At 39.5% G+C, this 22,932-nt stretch carries 21 protein-coding genes and 1 tRNA gene; 13 read left to right on the top strand and 9 right to left on the bottom strand.

Annotation, left to right across the window (positions count from 1 at the left end; all coding sequences use genetic code 11):
* The first annotated feature begins 3 nt into the window (after positions 1 to 3).
* From JKP71_RS08195 to recO, 8 genes are all read left to right on the top strand, one after another.
* Complete coding sequence (locus JKP71_RS08195) at positions 4 to 1,827, top strand: PTS mannitol transporter subunit IIBC (RefSeq protein WP_200407659.1); 1,824 nt, start codon at positions 4 to 6, stop codon at positions 1,825 to 1,827.
* An 85-nt stretch (positions 1,828 to 1,912) separates the two neighbouring features.
* Entirely contained in the window at positions 1,913 to 3,847 is a 1,935-nt protein-coding gene (locus JKP71_RS08190; protein WP_200407658.1) for a BglG family transcription antiterminator, read from the top strand.
* A 78-nt stretch (positions 3,848 to 3,925) separates the two neighbouring features.
* Positions 3,926 to 4,357 carry a PTS mannitol transporter subunit IIA gene (locus tag JKP71_RS08185; RefSeq protein WP_200407657.1) on the top strand — a complete coding sequence of 144 codons (432 nt, stop codon included), beginning with the start codon at positions 3,926 to 3,928 and terminating at the stop codon, positions 4,355 to 4,357.
* Between the two features lie 144 nt (positions 4,358 to 4,501).
* Complete coding sequence (locus JKP71_RS08180; protein WP_200407656.1) at positions 4,502 to 5,659, top strand: mannitol-1-phosphate 5-dehydrogenase; 1,158 nt, start codon at positions 4,502 to 4,504, stop codon at positions 5,657 to 5,659.
* 513 nt (positions 5,660 to 6,172) lie between these two features.
* A tRNA-Lys gene (locus JKP71_RS08170) sits at positions 6,173 to 6,245 on the top strand.
* Positions 6,246 to 6,334: 89 nt separating this feature from the next.
* Positions 6,335 to 6,874 (top strand): hypothetical protein, encoded by a 540-nt coding sequence (locus JKP71_RS08165; RefSeq protein WP_200407655.1) that lies wholly within the window; start codon positions 6,335 to 6,337, stop codon positions 6,872 to 6,874.
* 83 nt (positions 6,875 to 6,957) lie between these two features.
* On the top strand, positions 6,958 to 8,133 hold the full coding sequence (locus JKP71_RS08160; RefSeq protein WP_200407654.1) for a pyridoxal phosphate-dependent aminotransferase: 1,176 nt from the start codon (positions 6,958 to 6,960) through the stop codon (positions 8,131 to 8,133).
* 117 nt (positions 8,134 to 8,250) lie between these two features.
* Positions 8,251 to 9,012, top strand: a complete 762-nt coding sequence (gene recO, locus JKP71_RS08155) for a DNA repair protein RecO (RefSeq protein ID WP_200407653.1) — start codon at positions 8,251 to 8,253, stop codon at positions 9,010 to 9,012.
* A gap of 129 nt (positions 9,013 to 9,141) precedes the next feature.
* Here recO and lpdA read toward each other — a convergent pair whose 3' ends face one another.
* The 7 genes from lpdA to JKP71_RS08120 all read right to left on the bottom strand — a co-directional run bounded on the left by lpdA (position 9,142) and on the right by JKP71_RS08120 (position 17,133).
* On the bottom strand, positions 9,142 to 10,560 hold the full coding sequence (lpdA, locus tag JKP71_RS08150; protein WP_200407652.1) for a dihydrolipoyl dehydrogenase: 1,419 nt from the start codon (positions 10,558 to 10,560) through the stop codon (positions 9,142 to 9,144).
* Between the two features lie 109 nt (positions 10,561 to 10,669).
* Complete coding sequence (locus JKP71_RS08145; RefSeq protein ID WP_200407651.1) at positions 10,670 to 12,271, bottom strand: 2-oxo acid dehydrogenase subunit E2; 1,602 nt, start codon at positions 12,269 to 12,271, stop codon at positions 10,670 to 10,672.
* Complete coding sequence (locus tag JKP71_RS08140; RefSeq protein ID WP_200407650.1) at positions 12,264 to 13,244, bottom strand: alpha-ketoacid dehydrogenase subunit beta; 981 nt, start codon at positions 13,242 to 13,244, stop codon at positions 12,264 to 12,266. Before JKP71_RS08140 ends, JKP71_RS08145 begins: the two co-directional genes overlap by 8 nt.
* 2 nt (positions 13,245 to 13,246) lie before the next feature.
* Positions 13,247 to 14,371 (bottom strand): thiamine pyrophosphate-dependent dehydrogenase E1 component subunit alpha, encoded by a 1,125-nt coding sequence (locus tag JKP71_RS08135; RefSeq protein ID WP_200407649.1) that lies wholly within the window; start codon positions 14,369 to 14,371, stop codon positions 13,247 to 13,249.
* A 94-nt stretch (positions 14,372 to 14,465) separates the two neighbouring features.
* Positions 14,466 to 15,461, bottom strand: a complete 996-nt coding sequence (gene lplA / locus JKP71_RS08130; protein ID WP_075526117.1) for a lipoate--protein ligase — start codon at positions 15,459 to 15,461, stop codon at positions 14,466 to 14,468.
* A gap of 231 nt (positions 15,462 to 15,692) precedes the next feature.
* The gene (locus tag JKP71_RS08125) at positions 15,693 to 16,484 is read right to left on the bottom strand and encodes a glycerophosphodiester phosphodiesterase (RefSeq protein ID WP_200407648.1); all 792 of its coding nucleotides are present in this window, start codon (positions 16,482 to 16,484) and stop codon (positions 15,693 to 15,695) included.
* Positions 16,474 to 17,133 carry an HD domain-containing protein gene (locus JKP71_RS08120; RefSeq protein WP_200407647.1) on the bottom strand — a complete coding sequence of 220 codons (660 nt, stop codon included), beginning with the start codon at positions 17,131 to 17,133 and terminating at the stop codon, positions 16,474 to 16,476. The genes JKP71_RS08125 and JKP71_RS08120 overlap by 11 nt, the downstream gene beginning before the upstream one ends.
* A gap of 172 nt (positions 17,134 to 17,305) precedes the next feature.
* Between JKP71_RS08120 and JKP71_RS08115 the strand changes: the two genes are divergently transcribed.
* Positions 17,306 to 17,476 carry a hypothetical protein gene (locus JKP71_RS08115; protein ID WP_200407646.1) on the top strand — a complete coding sequence of 57 codons (171 nt, stop codon included), beginning with the start codon at positions 17,306 to 17,308 and terminating at the stop codon, positions 17,474 to 17,476.
* 26 nt (positions 17,477 to 17,502) lie between these two features.
* Here the strand turns inward: JKP71_RS08115 and trpS are convergent, their stop codons facing one another.
* Positions 17,503 to 18,528 (bottom strand): tryptophan--tRNA ligase, encoded by a 1,026-nt coding sequence (gene trpS / locus JKP71_RS08110; protein ID WP_200407645.1) that lies wholly within the window; start codon positions 18,526 to 18,528, stop codon positions 17,503 to 17,505.
* A gap of 528 nt (positions 18,529 to 19,056) precedes the next feature.
* On the opposite strand from trpS, the gene JKP71_RS08105 reads away from it, so the two are divergent.
* The 4 genes from JKP71_RS08105 (at position 19,057) to JKP71_RS08090 (ending at position 21,813) form a co-directional block, all read left to right on the top strand.
* Complete coding sequence (locus JKP71_RS08105; protein WP_200407644.1) at positions 19,057 to 19,497, top strand: OsmC family peroxiredoxin; 441 nt, start codon at positions 19,057 to 19,059, stop codon at positions 19,495 to 19,497.
* Between the two features lie 78 nt (positions 19,498 to 19,575).
* A complete protein-coding gene (locus JKP71_RS08100; protein ID WP_234446123.1) occupies positions 19,576 to 19,944 on the top strand; it encodes a VOC family protein in 369 nt (122 codons plus the stop codon).
* 133 nt (positions 19,945 to 20,077) lie between these two features.
* Positions 20,078 to 21,391: an APC family permease gene (locus tag JKP71_RS08095; RefSeq protein ID WP_200407643.1), complete on the top strand. Its 1,314-nt coding sequence runs from the start codon at positions 20,078 to 20,080 to the stop codon at positions 21,389 to 21,391.
* Positions 21,392 to 21,450: 59 nt separating this feature from the next.
* Positions 21,451 to 21,813 carry a hypothetical protein gene (locus tag JKP71_RS08090; RefSeq protein ID WP_200407642.1) on the top strand — a complete coding sequence of 121 codons (363 nt, stop codon included), beginning with the start codon at positions 21,451 to 21,453 and terminating at the stop codon, positions 21,811 to 21,813.
* 56 nt (positions 21,814 to 21,869) lie between these two features.
* Here JKP71_RS08090 and plsX read toward each other — a convergent pair whose 3' ends face one another.
* Positions 21,870 to 22,859: a phosphate acyltransferase PlsX gene (plsX, locus tag JKP71_RS08085; protein ID WP_200407641.1), complete on the bottom strand. Its 990-nt coding sequence runs from the start codon at positions 22,857 to 22,859 to the stop codon at positions 21,870 to 21,872.
* Positions 22,860 to 22,932 lie beyond the last annotated feature (73 nt).

Here is a 22,932-nt window from a genome sequence, read left to right as displayed (position 1 = left end):
AAAATGACTGAAACCGTAAGCTTAAAAGTACGAGTGCAAAAACTTGGTACTGCATTATCTAACATGGTAATGCCCAATATTCCTATTTTAATTGCCTGGGGGGTGTTGACAATGTTCTTCATTCCTGATGGCTTTACCCCTAATAAAACATTTGCCGCTATGGTAAGTCCAATGCTAGCGTTTTTGATACCTCTCATGATAGGCTACACTGGGGGTAAAAATATATATGAACATCGTGGTGGAGTGGTTGGCGCAATAGCAACTTTTGGTTCAATTATAGCCACAGCGACTGTCTCTGTAGGAGGTCTCAATACTAAAGGAAACGTTCCAATGATTTTGGGAGCGATGATTTTAGGTCCTTTTGGTGCTTGGTTAATTAAGAAGTTTGATGAATATGTTCAACCCCATATTAAAGCGGGTCTGGAAATGTTAATTAATAATTTCTCAGCTGGATTAGTTGGTTTTGGACTTGCCCTTTTTGCTGTAAAAGTGGTTGGTCCACTTGTAGCGTGGCTAACCGATGTGATGGGACATGGGGTTGATTTTTTAATTGCTAATCACTTGATTCCTCTTGCTAATCTTTTTATTGAACCAGCCAAAATATTATTTTTAAATAACGCAATCAATCAAGGAATCTTATCACCTTTAGGCCTTCAACAGGTTTCTGAAAGTGGTAAATCGCTTCTATTTTTACTAGAAGCCAATCCTGGACCAGGGCTTGGAATTCTCATTGCTTTTATGCTTTTTGGGAAGGGTTCGGCTAAAGCAACGGCACCTGGAGCGATTTTAATTCAATTTGTCGGTGGGATTCATGAAATTTATTTTCCTTATGTCATGATGAAACCTGCACTCTTCTTTGCTGTGATGGCTGGTGGGGTATCGGGTACCTTGACAAATAACTTACTAGGTTCGGGTCTTGCTGCTCCTGCTTCACCTGGTTCAATTATTGCGATCACAGGGATGGCGTCTGGTAAATCAGCAGGTGGTTTTGGAAATGTAGTTTGTGTTTGGGCAGGAATCATTGTGGCTGCCTTGGTATCATTTGCAGTTGCTGCAGTCATCTTGAAGCGTGACAAGTCGTTGGTGGATGATTCTACTTTCGCTCAGGCGCAAGCAGAGGTTGCTGCTGACAAAGCGGTCAGCAAAGGTCAAGCGCAAGCAGCAGCTACAAAGAAAACGCCAGAAGACTTCTCGTCTGTAAAACATATCATCTTTGCTTGTGATGCAGGGATGGGTTCTAGTGCTATGGGGGCTTCAATCTTACGTAATAAGGCTAAGAAAGCAGGACTGTCCCAAGACGTTACGAATGTAGCGATTGCTAATCTAAAAGCTGGTCCCGACACCATTGTCGTAACTCAGGACGAACTAGCTCCTAGAGCTGCGACAATGGCTCCTGAGGCGATACGTTATTCCGTAGCTAATTTCTTGAACTCACCACGGTATGATGAGATTATCAGTAATCTTTCTGGCATTGATGAACGGCTCTCGGCACCAGAAGTTGCTGACCAAGCTGTCAGTGACGAAGAGATAGATTTAAATCAGATTGATGAAGTTGTTTTTGCTCATGACGGCGCACATGTGGGCTCAAGTACAATGGGCAAAGAAACACTTCAAGCAATTTTTAGGACGCATGAGGTTAAAATTCCAGTATCTGATGTTGAATTTTTGGGCTTGGGTGCTTTCAATGCTAGTAATATTATGGTGGTGTCCCTCCATGAGTTTACAGAGCAAGCTAAAACTAAAGCACCAAATGCACAACATCTATCAGTTGAAAGCTTAATTACGACGCCTGAATACTTAAAAATGGTCAATAGAATGAATAAATAGCAAAGGAAGATTGCTGACGGTCTTGTCAGCAAATTCTTTACGAATAAATGGAAAATAAAAGTAATATAAGACAGAGAGAAGAGTCATGTTTGTAACAAGTCGTGAGCAAAAATTAATTCAAAGTTTTTTAAGACGAGAGCGCCTCACGATTTCCGAGATGATGGAGCTCACCGGTACAAGTCGTCGAACGCTTTACCGTGATCTTGAAAAGTTGCAACAATCTTTACCTGAAGCTATCGAACTCAAAACCTCAGAAGAAGGTTATTACTTGGCAGGCGATCTAACGGAGCTGACAGGGGCTCACGAATTAGTGGAGTATTCGGTCATTGAGCGGCTTTATGGAGAGCTCCTCCTTTTGATTGAAAATAGGGCATCGATACTCTCACTAACCGAGCACTTTGGGGTTAGTCAACCAACTGTAACGAGTGATTTACGTCAAATTGAGCAAACGCTACTAGAAAGCGAATTAGTTTTGGAGCGTGAACATGGCCTAAGAATAAGAGGGAAAGAAGAAAACATTCGATCCGTATTGGTCTCCAGTCTCTTTAATTCTAGTACAATCCAAGAAATTATCAGCGGAACATTCACTAAAAATCGAGTTTTAGAACTTTTAGATTCAGAAAAATTTGTACAAGCTCAAAAGGGGTTTGAACAGCTCGAACTTCCAAGCGGGATGACAGATAAAATCCGTGTGTTGATGCAACTTTTTCTGACAGTGGTACTCTTACGAATTGAAGAAGGTTACTCATTAGAGTTAGAGAAGGTTCGACAACCCAGTAAACAAGCACTGAGCTTTGTCAATCAGTTACTGACCAAGCTGTCAGTGACTAATTTTAGAATATCAGAGATTCTTTATCTAGCATCCATATATGATGTTCTCTATTTTGGGTTTGGACGCGAAATTCTATTTATGGAGAAATTTGATACAGATTTTTCTTATAAGATTCGTCAGCTTATTGCACAAGTTTCTTCAACTCTAAACATCGAATTTAGTAAGGATGATCGATTGTACGGGCTTTTGTATGCTCATTTAAAAGGGACGGATGTTTTACCAGCTCTTTTTTCAGAAAAACAAAATGATTTTGTAAAGAAAATCGCCAATGATAACGCAAAAATTTTTCAAGCTGTAAAGAAAGAACTCACAGCAGTATTCAAGAAACGTTTTTCAGACGTTGAGTTCGCCTTTGTCACTTTACATTTTGTTGCTACGCTGGAACGGAGTGATTTAGTACTTCCCTTACGTGCCGCCTTAGTAACGAGCCGCGGGCGGATTTCCTGTGAGTTTCTTATGAGTAGCTTAAGAAAAAATTTCCCTTTCTTGAGGAAGATTGATTTAATTCAAAGTTCAAAATCTGTAGATAAAAACCAATATGATGTTATCTTTACGACAGAAAAAGAACTTGATTATCTTTATGTAAGTCGCGACTTAGATCAAAAAAATCTTGATGAGATTCGTCATAAACTTCGAATAATTCAGCAGAACACAGATCCTTCAAGTTCAGAAGAACCACAGAAAAGTTTCGTTAATCTGAATGAACTCTTTAAAGTAGGCAATAAACTTCTGGCAAGTTTTGAAGTAACAGCAATCAAAAATCGTGCAGATTTGACAGATGTTGTCAAACAAGTTGTCAACGATGTCAATGTAAAAGATTCCGGGTCACTTGTTTCATTGTTGAAAGATAGATTTGAAGAAACACATCTAGCCATTCCAGAAACTCAACTCGCTTTACTTCATGGTGTGCATTCCTCTGTAAATGCCCCGCTCTTTAAAATATATGATCTGAGTCAGAGTATCGAAGTCATTGCTATGAATCGTCAACCTTTGGAGGTCAAACGTATTCTTCTTCTTTTGGCGCCACCAGAAGTACCCGAAGACGTGGCTTATCTTCTCGGTAAAATTTCAAGTTCAATCATTGAAAACAAACTCTATACAAGTATCTATAATTCAGGAAATTATGATATCGTTAGTGAACTTTTAAGAAAGATTATTACCGACTCAATCAGAACCTATGGCGAATAACTTTACATTTACTGTAAAGACTGTAAACTAAGAAAGGAACTGAAAGCTCGAGTGTTAGTGAGCTTTTCAAAGATTAAAATGGAAATTCAAAAAAATCTAATCAAACTTAATCAAAACTTCCAAACAAAGGAAGAAGCTATTGAATTTTGTGGGGAGCTTTTAGTGGCTGGCGGACATGTGACACCTGATTATATCCCAGCTATGCTACAGCGTAATGAAGAACTTTCCGTGTACATGGGAAATTTCATCGCAATCCCTCATGGGACAGATGCTGCAAAAAAAGAAGTATTAAAAACAGGCATTGCTATTGTGCAGGTACCACGCGGAGTAAATTTTGGAACGGAGAAAGATCCGAAAGTGGCTACGGTACTTTTTGGAATAGCTGGGATCGGGAGTGAGCACTTAGAGCTTATTCAAAAAATCTCAATTTTCTGTGCGGATGTAGACAATGTGGTTAAAATTGCTGATGCTCAAACAGTCGAAGAAATCGCAAATTTTTTTGAAAATTAAGCGTCAAAAGATGAAAAAATGACACAAATTTCTGTGTCATTTCTTTTATTTATTTCCAAAATGTAAAAGCTTACAATTGTTATTATAAAGGGTTTTGAAGGATTTTTTAAAGACACAAAGCTTATAATAAGGAGATGTAAGAAAATGAAAAAAGCAGTACATTTTGGAGCAGGAAATATTGGACGTGGTTTTATCGGTGAAATTTTAAACAAAAATGGATTTGAAATTACTTTTGTTGATATGAACGCATCCGTCATTGATGCGCTTAATGAACGACATGCTTACGAAATTGGTTTAGCAAGCCCTGAGCATGAAAAAATTGAGATTACAAATGTTCAAGGGATTAATAATGGGCAAGACCCTCAACAAGTCGTAAAAGCTATCGCTGAAGCTGATCTTGTGACTACAGCGATTGGTCCAAATATCTTACCATATATTGCAGAACTTATCGCTCAGGGCATTCAAGGACGTAGAACTTCTGGTAAGCAAAGTCCTCTTGATTTCTTAGCTTGCGAAAATATGATTGGAGGCTCTGAATTTTTAGGTGAAAAGGTAGCTGAATATTTATCAGATGAAGATAAAACCTATGTGTCACAGTACATTGGATTTCCCAATGCTGCAGTTGATCGTATCGTTCCCGGCCAACACCATACCGATGTACTCTACGTGGAAGTAGAACCTTTTCGTGAGTGGGTCATTGATGAAAGTCAGTTAAAGAACACTAGCTTTAAACTTGAAGGAGTGCACTATGCCACAGATTTAGAACCTTTTATTGAGCGTAAACTCTTTTCAGTCAACTCTGGGCATGCAACTGTTGCCTACAATAGCGCATACAAAGGCTACCCTACGATTTTGGAAGGTTTACAGCATAAAGAAGTGCTTCAAGCCCTCAAAGACGTACAAGCAGAAACGAGAGCACTCCTTCTAGCAAAATGGGGGAGCTATTTTACACAGGAAAGTCTATTAGAGTACCATAAAGTGATTATCTCACGTTTTGCAAATCCGGAAATTGTGGATGAAGTTTCACGTGTAGGACGTACACCCATCCGTAAATTAGGCTACGATGAACGTTTTATCCGTCCTATCCGAGAACTAAAGGAGCGAGGTCTTAACTATACTGCACATCTTGATGTTGTAGGTAAGATTTTTGCTTATCAAGATGATCAAGATGTGCAAGCCGTAGAGCTTCAGAAAAAAATAGCAACTACTGATTTACTACAAGTTATCAAAGAGGTGACGGGGCTAAGTGATCCACAACTCCTCCACGAAATAGAAAACATCGTAAAAAAATACAAAAAATAAGATAGCGCTGGAGGTCATCTCCTCCAAGGAACGTTGAATACAAAAGGTAAATTAAACCGTTTCCACTTGAAAAAATTAGGATAAAGTGTTAATATAGAAGCATAGAAAAGCACTGGAATGTGCGAGCTCTTTCATTTTTTTGACCGACTATATTTGTATTGCATAGGGGTTCATGAGACATTCAATAGCGTAATACCTCGAACGAAAGTAGGGGAAGCTGACTTGAAGCGAGAACACCCACCTGGCGTTTTGGCGGGTTCAATACACGGAAGAGCATACGGCATTCAATCAGTGTTTTTTTGTTGTCTTGAAAACTTAAGAGATAGGCGTGTAAAGGACGACGAGGGTTATTGTCCTGATGTAAAGCATAGTGTCCTGAAATAGTTAAAGATTCAATCTCATTTTACGTTATCAGCACTATAGGGGCTTATCTAACAAAAATTCTTGCATTTTTAGTCGAAAAGGCGTAAAATAATAGAGTAAGTCTTGTGAAGACATTTCTTATTGTTATAGGCCTCCTTAGCTCAGTTGGTAGAGCAGTAGACTCTTAATCTATGGGTCGTTGGTTCGAGTCCAACAGGGGGCATCATCAAGACATAAAGTCCAGGTAACTGGGCTTTTATTTTATTTAAAAACTTAAAATTAGGCTTGGTAGATCTAAAAATAGAGGTCGTAATGATGGTTTTACCACTATTTACTGCTGTAATATTAATTTTCATTTCATTTTTCCCGATTATATGGGTTCAACTTTTTGGCTTAAAACCTTTTACAGAGAAAAGTTTTGTGGGAGAGCAAAATTCAATAGAGGAACTTGAGCAAATTATTATTGCTGTGCTCGAGTCTTGGAATCAGAAAAATTTAGTAGATGCTCAGCAGTATTATACGCCAGCACTCATGAAAAAACATGAGAGACATTTGACGACTCTAGGTTTTGATGGTAAAAAGGTGACTTTAAAGGTCCAAGATGTGGCGGGCCTGATTGCTTCACAAAAAAGAAAAGGAAAGATTTCTGTAAAGGTTACGGTTGTGGCAACTACAGTAACGGATTATCCAGAAGAGTGGTATTATTATCCTAGTGTAACGAGGACTAGAATGCTTGACCATATGATTAAAGGCCCAAGCAAGGCTCCGCCAATGAAAGTGATATATGTCCAACGGTGGAGTTTTATCCGTGATGACAATAAGTTAAAAGTACAAAAATTTAGTGGCATTTAATCCAATAATTGATGAAAATTTTCTGAAAAAAAGCTATAATAAGGTCAATGTTTTTAGCGAAACTAGCGCACAAAGGAGAACATATGAACTTAACGCAAAAATTTAACCCTAATCTGGATCGTATTGCTATATCATTGATTCGTCAGTTTGACCAACAAGTTTCATCTATTCCTGATATTATTAAGTTGACTTTGGGAGAACCTGATTTTTATACGCCTGAGCATGTTAAACAAGCAGGGATTGCGGCAATCGAAAACAATCAAAGTCATTATACTGGAATGGCTGGTTTACTAGAACTACGTCAGGCAGCTAGTGAATTTATGAATAAAAAATATGGTTTATCTTATGCAGCAGAAGATGAAATTTTAGTTACTGTTGGCGTAACGGAAGCCATTTCTAGTGTTTTATTGTCAATTTTGGTTGCTGGTGATGAAGTTTTGATTCCTGCGCCTGCATATCCTGGTTATGAGCCATTAATTACGCTTGCTGGCGGTTCTTTGGTTGAAATTGATACAAGAGCTAATGATTTTGTTCTCACGCCTGAGATGCTTGAACAAGCGATTGTCGAGCGTGAGGGAAAAGTTAAGGCTGTTATTTTGAATTACCCAGCAAATCCTACAGGGGTAACTTATAATCGGGAGCAAATTAAGGCTTTAGCTGAAGTTTTGAAAAAGCATGAAGTATTTGTGATTGCTGATGAAGTTTATTCTGAATTAAATTACACTGACCAACCGCATGTTTCAATTGCTGAATATGCACCTGAGCAAACCATCGTTCTTAATGGTTTATCAAAATCGCATGCGATGACTGGTTGGCGGATTGGATTAATCTTTGCAGCGCGTAAATTAGTGGCCCAGATTATTAAGACTCACCAATATTTGGTGACTTCGGCTTCAACTCAGTCACAGTTTGCAGCGATTGAAGCTTTGAAAAATGGTGCTGATGATGCTCTTCCGATGAAAAAAGAATATCTTAAACGTCGTGATTATATTATTGAAAAGATGTCAGCCCTTGGTTTTAAAATTATTGAACCAGATGGAGCTTTCTACATTTTTGCAAAAATTCCAGCTGATTTAGAACAAGATTCATTCAAATTTGCTGTGGATTTTGCAAAAGAAAAAGCGGTTGCTATTATTCCTGGGATCGCTTTTGGTCAGTACGGTGAAGGATTTGTCCGCTTATCTTATGCAACTTCAATGGTTGTGATTGAGCAAGCATTGGCTCGTTTGACGGATTATATCACTCAAAAACGCTCCTAAAAAAATTACTGACAGAGCTGTCAGTAAAATATTTTCAGAGAAAAATCACTGACAAAACCAAGAATTGTCAATGATTTTTTTGATATAATGAAGTGAAATTAGTAAAGGAGAAAAAGAATGCGCGATGCTGAAACCCGGGGATTAGTGCTTTACAGTCGGAATTATAAAGAAAAAGATAAATTAGTTAAAGTGTTCACCGAATCGTTTGGGAAGAGAATGTTCTTTGTTAAAAATTTTGGTAAGTCGCGCTATGCTAGTTCTTTACAGGCTTTTTCAACTGCTCAAATTACGGCGACAATAAATGATGAAGGCTTCTCATTTATTGATGATGTGAGTGAAGTAATCACTTACAAAAATATTGCTGCTGACATTTTTGTCAATGCGCATGCCTCTTATCTGATAAGCTTGGCTGATGCAGCCATTAGTGACAATCATTATGATCCGGCCCTTTATGCATTTCTTATCAGAAGTCTAGAGCTCTTAGATCAAGGTTTTGATATGGAAGTTATTACTAATATATTTGAGCTACAAATTCTTAATCGATTTGGAGTTTCTTTAAATTTTGCAGAATGTGCGTTTTGTCATACTACTAGAGGACCATTTGATTTTTCTTATAAATTTAGTGGCTGTCTTTGCTCCCGGCATTTTGATGAAGATTTACGGCGGAGCCATCTTGACCCGAATGTGATTTATTTGGTCAATCTTTTTCAAGAAATATCTTTAGATGAACTCAAAAAAATCTCGATAAAAGCAGATATGAAATTAAAAATTCGGCAATTCATTGATGGGATCTATGATGAATATGTGGGTATTCATCTCAAGGCGAAGAAATTTTTGGACTCCATGCAGCCAGGTTCGTGGGCGGATATTATGAAATGAACCTGTGGATAAGATCAAAAATCTTTTCCTAATAAAATTATCCACAGGGAAAACTTTTTAAGGGGATGAGCTTTAACAAAATTTACTATAAAAAAACACTGACAGCTCTGTCAGTGTTTTTTAATTTTATTAAACGTGGATTGGTAAGCCATCAGCCAATTCAGCAGTATCCATAATCGCTTCACCAAGTGTTGGGTGAGGTTGGATAGTCAATGAAATGTCTTTAGAAGTCAAGCCATTTTCAATCGCTAGTGATAAACCAGAAATTAAGTCAGATGCACCAGGACCAACAATTTGCGCTCCAATGATGGCTCCTTCCTTAGTTTCGGTAATCAACCGTAAGAAACCAGTGGTATCATTCATTGAGATCGCACGACCATTTGCAGCAAATGGGAACTTAGAAATCTTAACATCTTTGCGATCTTTCACTGTTTCAGGCGTTTCACCGACAGTTGCCAATTCAGTAGTCGTATAGGCTACAGCCGGTAAAGCCACGTGTAAATCGACATCATCTTCAGCGCCAGCAATTGCAGCTGCAGCAACTTTAGCTTGGAAAGAAGCTTTATGAGCAAGCATTGGACCAGGCACTACGTCACCAATTGCATAAATGTGGGGCACGTTTGTTGCATAAGATTCATTAACCTCAATCAACCCGCGGTCAGTCAACTTAACATCAGTATTGTTCAAACCGATCAAGTCAGTATTGGGGCGACGGCCAACAGAGACGAGTAAGTAATCACCAGTCACTGTTTGTTCTTTTCCGTCCACTTCAAACGTCAAAGTCACATCTTTATCAGTTTGAGTAGCAGATTTAGCCATTGCTGAAGTAAAGATTTCAGAACCAGCAGATTTCACGCGATTAGCGATGATATCAGACATTTCTTTATCAAACCCATTTAAAATGTGATCCAATCCTTCAACGATTGTAATCTTCGAACCGAGCATACGGTAAGCTCCACCAAGCTCAGACCCAATAACTCCTCCCCCAACAATAATCAAATGTTTAGGGACTTCTGGAAGTGACAAAGCACCAGTGGAGTCAATAATACGACCACCAAATGGGAAAGAAGGAATTTCGATAGGACGTGAACCAGTAGAGATAATCACATCATTAAATTGTAAAAGTTGGAAACCATCTTCTTGTTCAACATTAATTGTATTATTGTCAACAAATTCTGCTGTTCCTTGAATCACGTCAACTTTGTGTTTTTTAAGTAGCATTTTGACGCCACCTGTCAACTGGTTGACAACTTTATCTTGTTTCCATTTTTGAGCAGAAGCCCAATCAAGCTCTACTTTACTCATTGAAAGTCCGAAAGGATTTTTCTTTTCCGCAGCCTCCAAAGATTCTTGATAATGGTGACCAATATTAATCAATGCTTTTGATGGGATACAACCAATATTTAAACAAACCCCACCGACATTATCTTTTTCGATAATTGTAACTTTTTTACCAAGTTCAGCCGCACGAATGGCAGCAACATAACCACCAGGGCCAGAACCAATAACAACCAAATCAACTTCTGTTGCTTGTGCACCAACAACCATAATATATCCTCTTTCTTGTAAACATTAGTGTCAAATTGATTGACAATATTGTAAACTAGCTGACAAAACTTGTCAGCTGATGGAAAATGACGTTTTCGTTATTTTCCTATTAAATCTCCATCAACATAAACTCAGGATCAGCCAAAAGTGATTTCAAGTAGTTAAGTGAACTTTGTCCTAACATGCCATCAATCAAACGGTGGTCATAAGTTAGTGACAATTTCATATTTTGACCTACGACAATTTCACCTTCTCCATTGACAATTGGTTCTTTAACAATTGAGCCGAGTCCCAAAATCATGACATCAGAACCATTAATAATAGGTGTAAACCATGAGCCACGCGCAGAGCCAATATTTGAAATTGTTATAGTTGAACCTTGCATTTGTTGTGGTTTCAATGTGCCTTCACGTGTAGCAGTAGCTAACTCAGCGATTTCTTTGGCAATTTCAAGAATTGATTTATTTTCAGCTTCATGAATAACCGGCACATACAAACCAGTTGGAGCATTGACCGCAATCCCTACATTAACGTGTTCATGATAAACAATTTCTTGTTTTTCATAATCCACAGAAGCATTGATATCTGGGAATTTATGAGCAGTAGTGGCCAAAGCTTTAGCAACATAAGCAAGATAAGTTAATTTGATATCTTGTTTAGCGGCAATTTCTTTAAACATTGCACGATGTTTGACCAACTTAGAAACTTCAACTTGATCAAAGTTTGTTACTGGTGGAATGTGTGTGTGTTGAGCAGTCATGACTTTAGAAACAACTTTACGAGTAGGATTCATTGCTTCACGTCGATCACCAGCCCCTGCTTTAACGCTTGGCGCTTTTTCAGCAACAGGAGCTGCTGGTTTATCAGCCTTAGGTGCTGGAGCAGCTTCTGATGCTGTATTTGCTGCAGGAGCAACATTGCCAGATTCAAAGGCTTTAACATCAGCTAAAGTGGTATGACCATGACGACCCGTTGCAGGAACTTGTGTTAAATCAATCCCTGCTTTACGAGCGTAGTGACGGACAGAAGGCATCGCAAGGATGTGTCCAGTAGAAGTCGTTTTTGTCATTGACGAATCAGCAGGAGTGGGTTGAGGAGCTTCAGCTGTTTGTGGTTGAGCTGGAGTAGGAGTAGGATTAGTTGTTGTACTCTCACCATTTCCATTGTATTCAATCAAAGGAGCCCCAACTTCTACAGTTGTTCCAGCTTCAACAAAAAGTTTAGTGACTTTTCCAGAATATGGAGAAAGAATTTCTTGCATGAGTTTATCATTTTGAACCTCTGCAACAGGATCATCTTCTTTAATTTCGTCTCCAACTTTAACTAACCAGTTGGCGATATCTCCTTCATGCATTCCTTCACCAATATCAGGCATCGTGAAGATTTGAGCTTCTCCAGAAGGTGCATCAGTTGTAGCAGTATCAGAACCAGCTGTTTCTTGAGCAGCAGGAGCGGCTGCAGAAGAGCCTGAACCGTCACCATCAAACTCAACCAAAGGAGCATCAACTTCTACGGTTGTTCCCTCTTCAACAAATAGTTTAGTAACAGTCCCAGAGTAAGGAGAGAGAATTTCTTGCATAAGTTTATCATTTTGTACTTCAGCAATTGGGTCATCTTCTTTAACAACATCTCCAACTTTAACTAACCAGTTGGCAATGTCTCCTTCGTGCATTCCTTCGCCAATATCAGGCATTTTAAAAATCTCAGTCATAGTCAACCACCTCTTTAACTTTATTCACAATATCTTCAGCTTTAACTGCCCAGTCATTTTCTGCTTGTGCAAATGGGAAAATTGAGTCAGGGCCAGTAACACGTCCAATTGGTGCTTTAAGGTTCAAAACAAAACGTTCTGAAATTTCGGCCATGACATTCGCTGCGATACCGGCTGTACGTTGAGCTTCTTGAACAACGACCACACGCCCAGTTTTTTCAACTGTTTTACCAATTGAGGCAATATCAAGAGGAGCAACTGTTCTGAGGTCAAGGACTTCAGCTTTAATTCCATCTTTTTCGAGTTGTTCAGCTGCTTTAAGAGCAAGTGGAACTGTTCCACCATAAGCAATGATTGAAACATCAGAGCCTTCTTTAGCGACTGCAGCAGTATCAAGTGGCGTAGTATAGTAACCTTCAGGAACCTCACCTTTAAGAGAGCGATAAAGGTGAAGGTTTTCAAGGAAAATAACAGGGTCGTTATTTTCAATTGAAGCCAGCAACAATCCTTTAGCATCAGCTGGATTTGAAGGCATTACAACACGAATTCCGGGGATTTGTGAAAAGAACCCTTCAATTGAATCCGCGTGCATTTCAGGCGTTTTAGTCCCAATTCCATAAGGTGTACGCACGACAATATTATTTGAACGTGTGTTATTAAAACGATAACGTGTCCGGCTCATTTGTCCAGCAATTGAGTCGAAAACTTCAAAGATAAAGGTTCCGAATTGGATTTCCATAATGGGGTGGAAACCTTGTGTTGCAAGACCAATGGCCATCCCACCAATTCCTGATTCAGCAAGTGGCGTATTGAAAACCCGATCTTCTCCATATTTTGCTTGCAGACCATCAGTAGCACGGAAAACCCCACCATTTTGTCCAACGTCTTCACCAAAAATGAGTGCATCTTTATCTTTTTCGAGCGCCAAATCAAGCGCTTCTGTAATTGCTGCAATATAAGTTTTTACTGCCATTCTTATTTGCCCTCGCTTTCAAATTTTGCAATTTGTTCTGCCATTGCTTGGCTTGGCACTTCAAGTGTATTTTTAATGAAGCTAGAAATTTTTTGTTTTTCAACATTATTAGCTTTCTTAATATCAGCATCAATGCGAGCATCAAGTTCAGCAATATAAGCTTCCTCTTTATCCGTATCCCAAAGTCCTTTTTCAGTCAGGAAATTACGCATACGAACGAGAGGTTCTTTTTTCCACCAAGCTTCAATGTCTTCTTTAGTACGATAACGAAGTGGGTCATCACCGGCTGTTGAGTGTGGTTCTAAACGGTTTGTAATGGCTTCAATAACAACGGGACCATTTCCAGCTACTGCCCAAGCACGCGCTTCTTTAGAAGCAAGATACATGGCAATCGCGTCCATTCCATCCACTACGATCGAAGGAGCACCTGCGGCCCAACCTTTAGCAGCTAAATGAGGAGCAGCACTTTGGAGACTACGAGGCGTTGAAATGGCATAGCCGTTATTTTGGATAAAGGCAACAAGTGGGGCTTTGTAAGCTCCAGCAAAGTTAATTCCTTCATACGTATCACCTTGTGAAGAACCACCATCACCAGTGTAAACGAAAGCGACAGCATCTTTTTTACGTTTTTTTAGTCCGAGTGCGACACCAGCGGCTTCAACGTATTGAGCGCCAATAATAATTTGTGGGAACCAAGAGTTTACAGGTTTACCGTCGTCGGTAGTATACTCATTACCAAGTTGATGTCCACGAGACCAAAGAAGACCTTTCCAAATTGGCCAACCTTTTGCGTAAATCTGTGGCAAGTCACGGTAACCTGGGAAGAGCCAGTCTTCGTCAGTGAAAGCGAATGATGAGGCCATTTGAGAAGCTTCTTGACCAGCGTGAGGTCCAAAGAATCCCATACGTCCTTGTTTAGCTAATTTCATGGAACGAATGTCGACTTGACGCGCAAAAAGCATGCTTTTAAAGAGTTCAACGAGTTTTTCATCAGAAAGTCCTGCACGTTTAAGACCCTCTTCGTCAACAATTTTTCCTTCTTCATTAAGAATTTGAAGCATTGGAAATGTAGTGTCTTGCAGTTCTAGCTGCGCTTTGAAATCTAAGATTTGTTGTGAGTTTGACATAATAGATTTCCTTTCTATTTTTGTGTATCTATATCTAGAACTTAGCATTTTTAGCTGAAGTTTTCTAGGAGTACGCTTGTGAATATTACAATGCTCAGTTTAAATCACCTTTAAACATTTCAGCAAGTTCTGCATTGGTAATTGTGCCAAAATATTGACCTTCTTTGTTCTTTTCAAGGACATTCATAACGGCTTCCGGTGTGAATTCAACGCCCAGAAATTGATCTTGGATATCACGCCAATCTCTCACGCCTAAGAAGTCTCCTTGGAAATTGATATCGGTGATTTTACCATTTTCAACATTCACTTGGATATCAATCACTCCACCTGCATATTTGGCATGATTTTGAAAGGAGAATTTTGGCGACTCGCCATAATTCCAATCCCAAGTAGCAAATTGCTCATCACGCAATTTTTTGATTGAGGAAAGTTGGTCTTCACTAAGTACGAGTTCGCCATCTTTACCTTGATCAGTGAGGTAGTATTTCAAGGCATCGATAAAACTTTCTAAAGTTAAATCGTTCGGAGCAAAGTCTTTAATGTTACCCACTCGAGCACGTACGGATTTTGCCGCCTTACTCACGAATTTTTCATCGGAAACATTAAGGGAACGTATCATTGCCTCGACATCAGTGTCCCATAAAAGCGTACCATGATGCATGAGATAACCACCAGCGTAGCGCTGTGCATTTCCCGAAATTTTCTTACCGTCTACTTCAAGATCGTTTCGACCAGTGATTTCAGCATTGATGCCAACGGCATGAAGTGCTTCATACATCGGTTGAACAAATTTCTTGAAGTTTACTGTTCCTGAGTTTTCAACTGGAACAAAAAAAGTGAAGCAGATATTACCTTCATCGTGATAAACGGCTCCGCCGCCAGACACACGACGTACAACTTGAACGTCGTGGCTATCGATGTAGTCTTGATTCACTTCAGCAAATGTATTCTGGTTGCGTCCTACAATAACAGCACGTTTATTTTGCCAGAGAGCAAAGACAGGTTCAGTTGGTTTCAAATGTGTAAGTAACCAGCTGTCCATTGCGATGTTAGTATAGGCGTCTTGACCAAGATAGTTGATAAATTGCATGTTTATGCACCTTCCCCCAATCGTTGTGACTGTTTTGTCAAAGGTATTTGACAAATTTACACGCACAGTTTAATTATACCTATTGTGAAACCAAAAGTAAAGGAAAATGGTTTGCGCTTACATCAGTTGTTACTATCAGCTCCCATACTTAAAGATTGTGAAATTATTAGCATTAGGAAAATTTATAAAAAAATGCCCTTGTGTGCAAGAAGGCATTCTTTATTTCTATTTTTATTTCTGGCATTGCTTACGAATACGTCGCGCTTTTTCGGGATAATCCGTAATAATAGCAGCAACATTTTTTGTAAGTAACTTTTTTATGTCTCGTTCAGCGTTGACTGTCCAGACACGTAAAGGTTTACGGGAAGATTCAAAATGCTTAGATAAAGCGTAACTTTTTTTAGGGTGGAGAGCAGTTATGAAGTCAGCTTCTAATCCTCGCTCAATTTCATTTTGATTATTATAGGTGAGGTAGGCTAAATCTACTGTGGGTTCAAGTTCATGAAGAAGTTCCAGACTTCGAAAGTTAAAAGAGCTATAAAGGTATGTAAAAGAGAGTTCTCGCTGAACCATTTCCTCAGAGAGAATGGTCTCGATATCGGGATAGTGGATATGATCCGTTTTAACTTCAATATTTAAGCAGCCGGTAAAGTTGTTAGCTTCCAAGAAGTCAAGGACTTCACCTAAAGTAGGAATTTTTTCGTGTGTATAGACTTTTTTGATGAGCAGTGAACGGAAGCGCTGGATAAAAGTTAGAAGGGGACTAGAAGCTTGGAGCTTAAAGTTGCATCCAGCGTCGAGCGTCTTGAGTTGTGACAAGGTCAGATCATGAACAAATCCCTTGGCATTGGTCGTACGATTAACTGTTTCATCGTGTATTACGATAAGTTCATTATCCTTGCTGAGATGTACATCTAGCTCAATACCGTCAGCTTTTTCTCGGAGCGCTTGTTGAAAGCTTGCAAGAGTGTTCTCGGGTCGGCACCAACGGGCGCCGCGATGGGCAAAAATTTTAGTTTCCATGGGGTAAAGTATTTTCCTGATATTCACGTTTTATTTCATGCACGAAATCGTGCATGATTTTACTGCGAGTGGATCCAATACGTCGAGCTTCTGCAGTATTGAGAAGATCCTCTAGTAGAAAGAGCTTTTCGTAGAAATGATTGAGGGTGGTGCTTTTAGAATTCTTATGATAAGCTGTTTTAGACGCATAGCTAGTTGGTTTAAGCTGTGGATTGTAGAACTCCCGATTATGAGCCCAGCCATATTCTAGCGTGCGAACGATGCCCCATGCGCCCATAGCATCAAGACGGTCAGCATCTTGAACAATTTTCCCATTCAAAGAAAGATTATTCTTTTTTATGATGTTGTTAGAGTAGCTCATCTTGTCAATGATATCAAAAATTTCACTGATGGTTTCGTCAGTAAAAATTTGGCTCAAAAAAGTCGTGACTTTTGCTTTTTGAGTAGGCACGTCAATTGTCAATTTATCATCGTAAGTGTCATGGAGATAGCAGGTGGCAAGTACCAGCTCGCGATTTGCTGATGGCTCTGTCAGTAAAATTTTTTCAGCCAGCGCTACCACGCGCTCGATGTGGTCAAAGCCGTGACCGTCATTGTTCTGCGCGTGAATGTCTTTGGCGAAATTGGCGATTTTTTGTAGAGGTGTCATGATTCAATTATACTTTAAAATGGCAAAAATTGGCTGGAAAAGCTGATTTTTAACTGTTGAAAATTAATGATGGACAAAATAGTCAGAATATTTTATGATCATTCATAAGCTCTACTTTTATGTATAAAAGTTCATAGTGATAAAAGAGTATTGAAATCATAGGAGGAGAGATATGAAAAAATTATATTTGTTACTTATCGTTGTTGCCCTCATTTGTTTAGCTGCAACGTTAGTTCTCTTTAAAGTAATGCCAACAGGAAGTTATGTTCCTTTTATTCCATGGCTAGTTTACATCATCTTTCTCTTTATTTTTCAATATCAAAAGAAAAAAGTAAAACAATAAAATAGAGTAGCTTTAGCTACTCTATTTTATTTAAAATAATTAATTCCCATGGCAGATTTGACTTCGTCAAGTGTTTGTGCAGCCACGCTTTCAGCTTTTAGGGAACCCGCTTTGAGCATGTCGTAAACGTAGTCCATGTTTTTCGCGAACTCGATGCGGCGCTCGCGAATTGGCGACAGCTCACGGTCGAGGACTTCCAGCAGGTAGCGCTTGGTTTTGACATCGCCCAGGCCGCCGGCTTGATAGTGCGCCTTCATTTCAGCAATCGTCGCCGCATCTTCAGGTTTACCGAAAACGTCAAGGTAATGGAAAACCATGTTGCCCTCGATTTTTCCGGGATCTTCAACTTTGATGTGGTCGGGGTCCGTATACATGGACATGACCTTTTTCTTGAGCGTATCCATGTCGTCTGCTAGGAAAATACCGTTGCCCAATGATTTGGACATTTTAGCGTTACCATCAAGTCCTGGCAGGCGTCCAGCTGCTTCATTTTCAGGGTAAATACCTTCTGGTTCAACCAGTGCGTCGGTGTTATAGGCATTGTTGAAGGAGCGTACGATTTCGCGAGTTTGCTCAATCATTGGTTTTTGGTCATTACCAACTGGGACATGTGTGGCTTTGAAAGCTGTAATGTCTGCCGCCTGTGACACGGGGTAAACCAAAAAACCAGCAGGAATTGATTCGCCAAAAGCTTTTTGAGCAATCTCGGTTTTAACTGTTGGATTACGTTCAAGGCGTGCTAGAGAAACTAAATTCATGTAGTACATTGAAAGTTCAGCTAGTTCAGGGATTTGGCTTTGGATGAAAATGGTTGATTTTTCAGGATCTAGACCAGCCGCTAAATAATCTAGTGCAACATCCCCTACAGACTGGCGGATAAGCTCAGGTTCTTTAGCATGGTCAGTTAGCGCTTGTTGGTCTGCTAAAAAGACAAACATATTGTATTTATCTTCGTTTTGCATTTTAACCCGATTTTGAAGTGAGCCTACGTAATGGCCAATATGAAGTTTTCCTGTTGGGCGATCGCCTGTTAAAATGGTTGGTTTTGTCATGAGATTCTCCTTTTGTTTTCTGTTTATAGAGAGGCATAGCATATTGTAAACTTGGTTTACAAACTTCAGTAAATCAAACAAAAAACGCCCGTAGAGCAAGCAAATGCTCTACGGGCGCTAATGCGCGGTGCCACCGTAATTTTGAAATCAAAGATTTCCTTAAAACTTGTCAATAAACAAGTTGCTTTGTAACGGGAGCTACCGTGATTTTTATTGTTTTAAATCAGTATGGAAAGAACCAAGAGGTTCTAAATTGTTGCTTAAGCATCAAACAAGCCCATTCACCTTGTGAGAAACATCGGTTTACACAGCCACCGACTTCCTAGAGATTCTACCTCAAAGCTACTTTCTTGTTTATTGTTATAAATTTTACACTTTTTGTGTGAAACTGTCAACATTTAAAAATAAAACGGATTTCTTGATTCCCCAAAAATAAAGCGCTATACTCGAAAAGTAAACGTCGTTTTACTATTGTAAATTAAGAAATAAACGAAGCGTCTTCGCTTTTGACTTGTAAAGGAGAAAATCATGGCAAATATATCAGTAGCATCAGCTCATTGGGAAGATAGTCTGGAAGAAGGTTTTGGGACAATTTCCGCAGAATCTTCCCAACTCTTCACGGAAGCACCTTATAATTTTAAAGCTCGAGCAGAAAGCCAAGTGCATATTACAACACCTGAAGAATTACTTGGAGCGGCTCATGCGGCTTGTTTTTCTCAAGCTCTGGCTCTCTTTTTGGGAGAAAAGAAGTTAGTCGCTAAATCAATTGATACTACAGCTGAGGTCACTTTTGATGTAGTAGATGGTGCACCAACGGTAGCGAAGATTCATTTAAAGAACGTAAGCGATATCCCGGGACTTTCACAAGCTGATTTTGCAGAAATTGCGGAGTATACAAAAAACAATTGTCCTGTATCACGGGCTCTTGCAGGTGTGCAAGAAATTAGCTTAGAAGCTCATCTAGCCTAACAGAGCGTAAAAAGTAGAGTTTTTTCCTGCTTTTTTTTAAGCGTTTATAAATAAGCGTACACAAAAGGAGGAGCAACAATGACCCTTAAAATGAGCACACAACTGTATGTAGAGAATGTTGCTCTAGAGCGGCGTTTTTTCAGCGCTATTGGCTTTACTGAGATTGCTTTTCAGGAGGTAGAAGGAAGTGAGACCGTAACCTTTGCGCCAGATAATAAAGGAAATGCGCTCTTACAGATTTGGGATATCCAATTTATCCGAGCTGTAAGCCCTGAGGTGGCAGAAAATAAGCCCTCTTTGCTGTTTACGGTAGATGACATCGGGGAGTGGCACGATCGTGTGGAGGTGCTCGGAGGCTTTACGAGTGAACTTGAGACGATTGGAGATAAGCAAACATTTAACTTTCAGACTCCTAATGGTTGCTTTTTTGCTTTTATGGAGAACTAGAAAAGAACGCCTGAGGGCGTTTTTTTAACTGATATTTAAAGATGTTCTTTTAGAGCACTCTTTTCGTCAATTTCTGATATAATCTGTTTAAAGAAAAAAAGAAAACGATATCATTTTAGAAAGAGGTGTTGTGATGAAAAAGCCCGCTTTACTTTCACCTGTCGCCATTTATTTATTAGGCATAAATTCTATTATTGGATCAGGGATTTTCTTGCTTTCAGGTAAGATTTATCAGGAAGCTGGACTGATGAGTTTAGGGGCCATTCTATTGGCGGGTTTGTCTGTCTCAGTGATTGCCTTTGCTTATGCTAACATGAGTAAAATTTATTCTAAAAATGGCGGAGCGTTTGTCTATGTCAAGGAAACCTTTGGTCGTTTTCCGGGGTTTGTCGTTGGCATGGTGACCTGGATTTTGGGAACGGTCACATTGGCAACAGAAGTTTCGGCTCTTTTGACTGCACTGAAAATGATTTTACCGCACTTTAATGGACTTTTGTTTGGTTTAGGGCTTATTCTGCTTCTCGGTCTTCTCTCTTATTTTGGCAGCGCCTTGATTGCAGGATTGGATAATTTGACATCTTTTGTCAAAATTGCACTGGTAATGATTTTTATCTTCAGCTGCGTTTGGATAGTAAAAGGGAGCCATTTTAGCGCTGAAAATTTACTGACAGCCTCGTCAGTAAAAAATTCGGGTTTACACGGTTTTCTGTCAGCTTATGGTACCGTATTTTTCTTCTTTACAGGCTTTTCGTTTTTACCAGTTAATGCGGAGAAAATGAAAAATCCCGCCAAAAATTTGCCAAAAATGTTGACCCTGGTCATGTTGACTTGCCTGTCAGTTTATTTGATCATTCAAGCCATTACCATTGGTGTTCTAGGTCCTTCCTTAGTAAATACACTAGTGCCGGCAGCGACCGCTTTCAGTAAAATTGTAGGAATGATTGGGATTCCTTTATTTGTGGTCGGGATTTGCTTATCCATTTTAGGCGTTATTGTGGCGACGACTTTCAATACCCCAACCATCCTAGCCAGCCTTGCGCAGGCTCATGAGGATGTGCCCATGTTTGTCGCCAAAACTAACCGATTTGGTACACCAACTTGGGCGATTATCTTGTCGACTCTTTCGGCTATGGCCCTTTTTCTGACAGGAAACTATGTTTTTTTGAGTGGGTTGACCGTTTTTATGAGTTTTGTGCAATATTTATCAACTGGCCTAGCCAATCTCAAGAAAAAGTTTATCTGGGTTGGGCTTGGAAGTAGCTTATTCTCACTGGTCTTATTAACTAGTTTTACCCTCTCTGTTTTAGTTTTAGGCAGTGGTATTTTGCTGGCGCTAGTACTAATTTACTTCATTGTCAAGCTAGACGATACGGCAAGAGAAGCGTGGCTGAAAACCAAAGAAAATAAGGCGAAGGGTGCTGATGTCAATACGGTAAAACGTTTGTAAACTTTACTGACAGCCTCGTCAGTAAGGTTATGGGTGAGGCAGGATAGAAAGGATTAAAGATGACAAAAAAAGAATATGCTTTTTGGTCGGTCAGTTCCCTTTTTCTAGTTGTTGGTGCTGGAATTTTCTTCTTAGCGGCCTATCCAGCTAGAAATTGGGGCTTAGTAACTTTAGTTATCGGCCTTGTTTTATCCTTGTTGATTAAAGATAAAAAATCCCCGCCCAAACCTCTTCCACAAAAACTTTATCAAAGGCATGCTTTTTGGGCCGGGATAATTATTGCTCTGCTCTTAATTTGGGCGGTTTACTGGTTTGTTTTTGGTAATGAAGCGACCTATAATTATGTTATTTTGATTCTTGTAGCTGAGGTGGTGATTTTTAATTATTTTGGTACAAAATACGACTGGCGAAGTAAAAAGTGAGGGATAAAAAGTCACTGACGGACTTGTCAGCAAAAAAACTCGGTTTTCCGAGTTTTTTATTTGTTCATATTTTCAAAATGATTAACTAATTTACCAGATACGTCAGAGTCGACCATCTTGTGGACTTGACGTAAGGCTTGGGCGATTTCTTCAGCACCAGAATTACCGTGTGCTTTTACTACAGGAGCCTTTAATCCAACAAATGCTGCTCCTCCACCGCTACCAGCTAAATCTTTAAGGCTGGCAAGGGCAGGCGCCACCAAAGCTCCCCCAATTTTTGTTTTCAAACTTCCGTTTTTAATCGTCGATTTAATGAGTTTAAAGACACCACTCATTGTACCTTCTATTGACTTCAAAATGGCGTTTCCCGTGAAACCATCAGCAACAACGACATCTGCGCCGCCTTCTAAGATATCACGTGATTCGATATTACCAATAAAGTTAATTTCGTTCATTGCAGAGAGAAGCGCATGTGCTTCTTTAACGGCAGGTGAACCTTTTGACTCTTCGGCACCGTTAGAAATAAGGGCAACGCGAGGTTGCGTAATACCACGAACGTTTTCAGCATAATAGGCTCCCAAAATGGCGAAATCTACCAAGTGTTGAGCGGTATTTTCGGTGTTAGCTCCAAGATCTAGCATGTCAAAGCCACGTCCATCAAGTGTGGGGAGAGTAGACATCAAAGCAGGGCGCGAAACTTGTTTGATGCGTTTGACAAGCATCAAACCAGCGGTTAAAAGTGCCCCTGTTGATCCAGCTGATAAAACAGCATCAGCTTCGCCTTTTTTGACTGCTGTTACGGCTCGGACGAGAGAGCTATCTTTTTTCGATTTGATAACAGCGACGGGGTCATCGTGGAAATCAATGACCTCGGTCGTTTCGATAATTTCCACATTTTGTTCATCTTCTAAGTATTCCTTTATTTTAGCTTTATCGCCGTAAAGTTGAAAAGTCACATTCGTCAGTTCTTTTTTCGCCAAATTGACTCCTTTGACGATATTTTCGGGAGCGAAATCTCCTCCCATTGCATCAATTGCAATTTTCATATAAAATTCTCCAAATCAAATAAGTTATCATTAAAATTATAACAGAAAAAGTGACGCAGGCGTCACTTTTGGT

Origin of the sequence: Lactococcus taiwanensis (genome assembly GCF_014905395.1) — a bacterium.
Taxonomy (GTDB): domain Bacteria; phylum Bacillota; class Bacilli; order Lactobacillales; family Streptococcaceae; genus Lactococcus; species Lactococcus taiwanensis.
The sequence above is the reverse complement of the archived record's forward strand: the minus strand, read 5'-3'. Positions and strand labels throughout refer to the sequence as shown.

Coding starts and splice junctions, on each gene's coding strand:
- JKP71_RS08195 (WP_200407659.1), top strand. CDS start 4: ATGACTGAAACCGTAAGCTTAAAAGTACGAGTGCAAAAACTTGGTACT.
- JKP71_RS08190 (WP_200407658.1), top strand. CDS start 1,913: ATGTTTGTAACAAGTCGTGAGCAAAAATTAATTCAAAGTTTTTTAAGA.
- JKP71_RS08185 (WP_200407657.1), top strand. CDS start 3,926: ATGGAAATTCAAAAAAATCTAATCAAACTTAATCAAAACTTCCAAACA.
- JKP71_RS08180 (WP_200407656.1), top strand. CDS start 4,502: ATGAAAAAAGCAGTACATTTTGGAGCAGGAAATATTGGACGTGGTTTT.
- JKP71_RS08165 (WP_200407655.1), top strand. CDS start 6,335: ATGATGGTTTTACCACTATTTACTGCTGTAATATTAATTTTCATTTCA.
- JKP71_RS08160 (WP_200407654.1), top strand. CDS start 6,958: ATGAACTTAACGCAAAAATTTAACCCTAATCTGGATCGTATTGCTATA.
- recO (WP_200407653.1), top strand. CDS start 8,251: ATGCGCGATGCTGAAACCCGGGGATTAGTGCTTTACAGTCGGAATTAT.
- lpdA (WP_200407652.1), bottom strand. CDS start 10,560: ATGGTTGTTGGTGCACAAGCAACAGAAGTTGATTTGGTTGTTATTGGT.
- JKP71_RS08145 (WP_200407651.1), bottom strand. CDS start 12,271: ATGACTGAGATTTTTAAAATGCCTGATATTGGCGAAGGAATGCACGAA.
- JKP71_RS08140 (WP_200407650.1), bottom strand. CDS start 13,244: ATGGCAGTAAAAACTTATATTGCAGCAATTACAGAAGCGCTTGATTTG.
- JKP71_RS08135 (WP_200407649.1), bottom strand. CDS start 14,371: ATGTCAAACTCACAACAAATCTTAGATTTCAAAGCGCAGCTAGAACTG.
- lplA (WP_075526117.1), bottom strand. CDS start 15,461: ATGCAATTTATCAACTATCTTGGTCAAGACGCCTATACTAACATCGCA.
- JKP71_RS08125 (WP_200407648.1), bottom strand. CDS start 16,484: ATGGAAACTAAAATTTTTGCCCATCGCGGCGCCCGTTGGTGCCGACCC.
- JKP71_RS08120 (WP_200407647.1), bottom strand. CDS start 17,133: ATGACACCTCTACAAAAAATCGCCAATTTCGCCAAAGACATTCACGCG.
- JKP71_RS08115 (WP_200407646.1), top strand. CDS start 17,306: ATGAAAAAATTATATTTGTTACTTATCGTTGTTGCCCTCATTTGTTTA.
- trpS (WP_200407645.1), bottom strand. CDS start 18,528: ATGACAAAACCAACCATTTTAACAGGCGATCGCCCAACAGGAAAACTT.
- JKP71_RS08105 (WP_200407644.1), top strand. CDS start 19,057: ATGGCAAATATATCAGTAGCATCAGCTCATTGGGAAGATAGTCTGGAA.
- JKP71_RS08100 (WP_234446123.1), top strand. CDS start 19,576: ATGACCCTTAAAATGAGCACACAACTGTATGTAGAGAATGTTGCTCTA.
- JKP71_RS08095 (WP_200407643.1), top strand. CDS start 20,078: ATGAAAAAGCCCGCTTTACTTTCACCTGTCGCCATTTATTTATTAGGC.
- JKP71_RS08090 (WP_200407642.1), top strand. CDS start 21,451: ATGACAAAAAAAGAATATGCTTTTTGGTCGGTCAGTTCCCTTTTTCTA.
- plsX (WP_200407641.1), bottom strand. CDS start 22,859: ATGAAAATTGCAATTGATGCAATGGGAGGAGATTTCGCTCCCGAAAAT.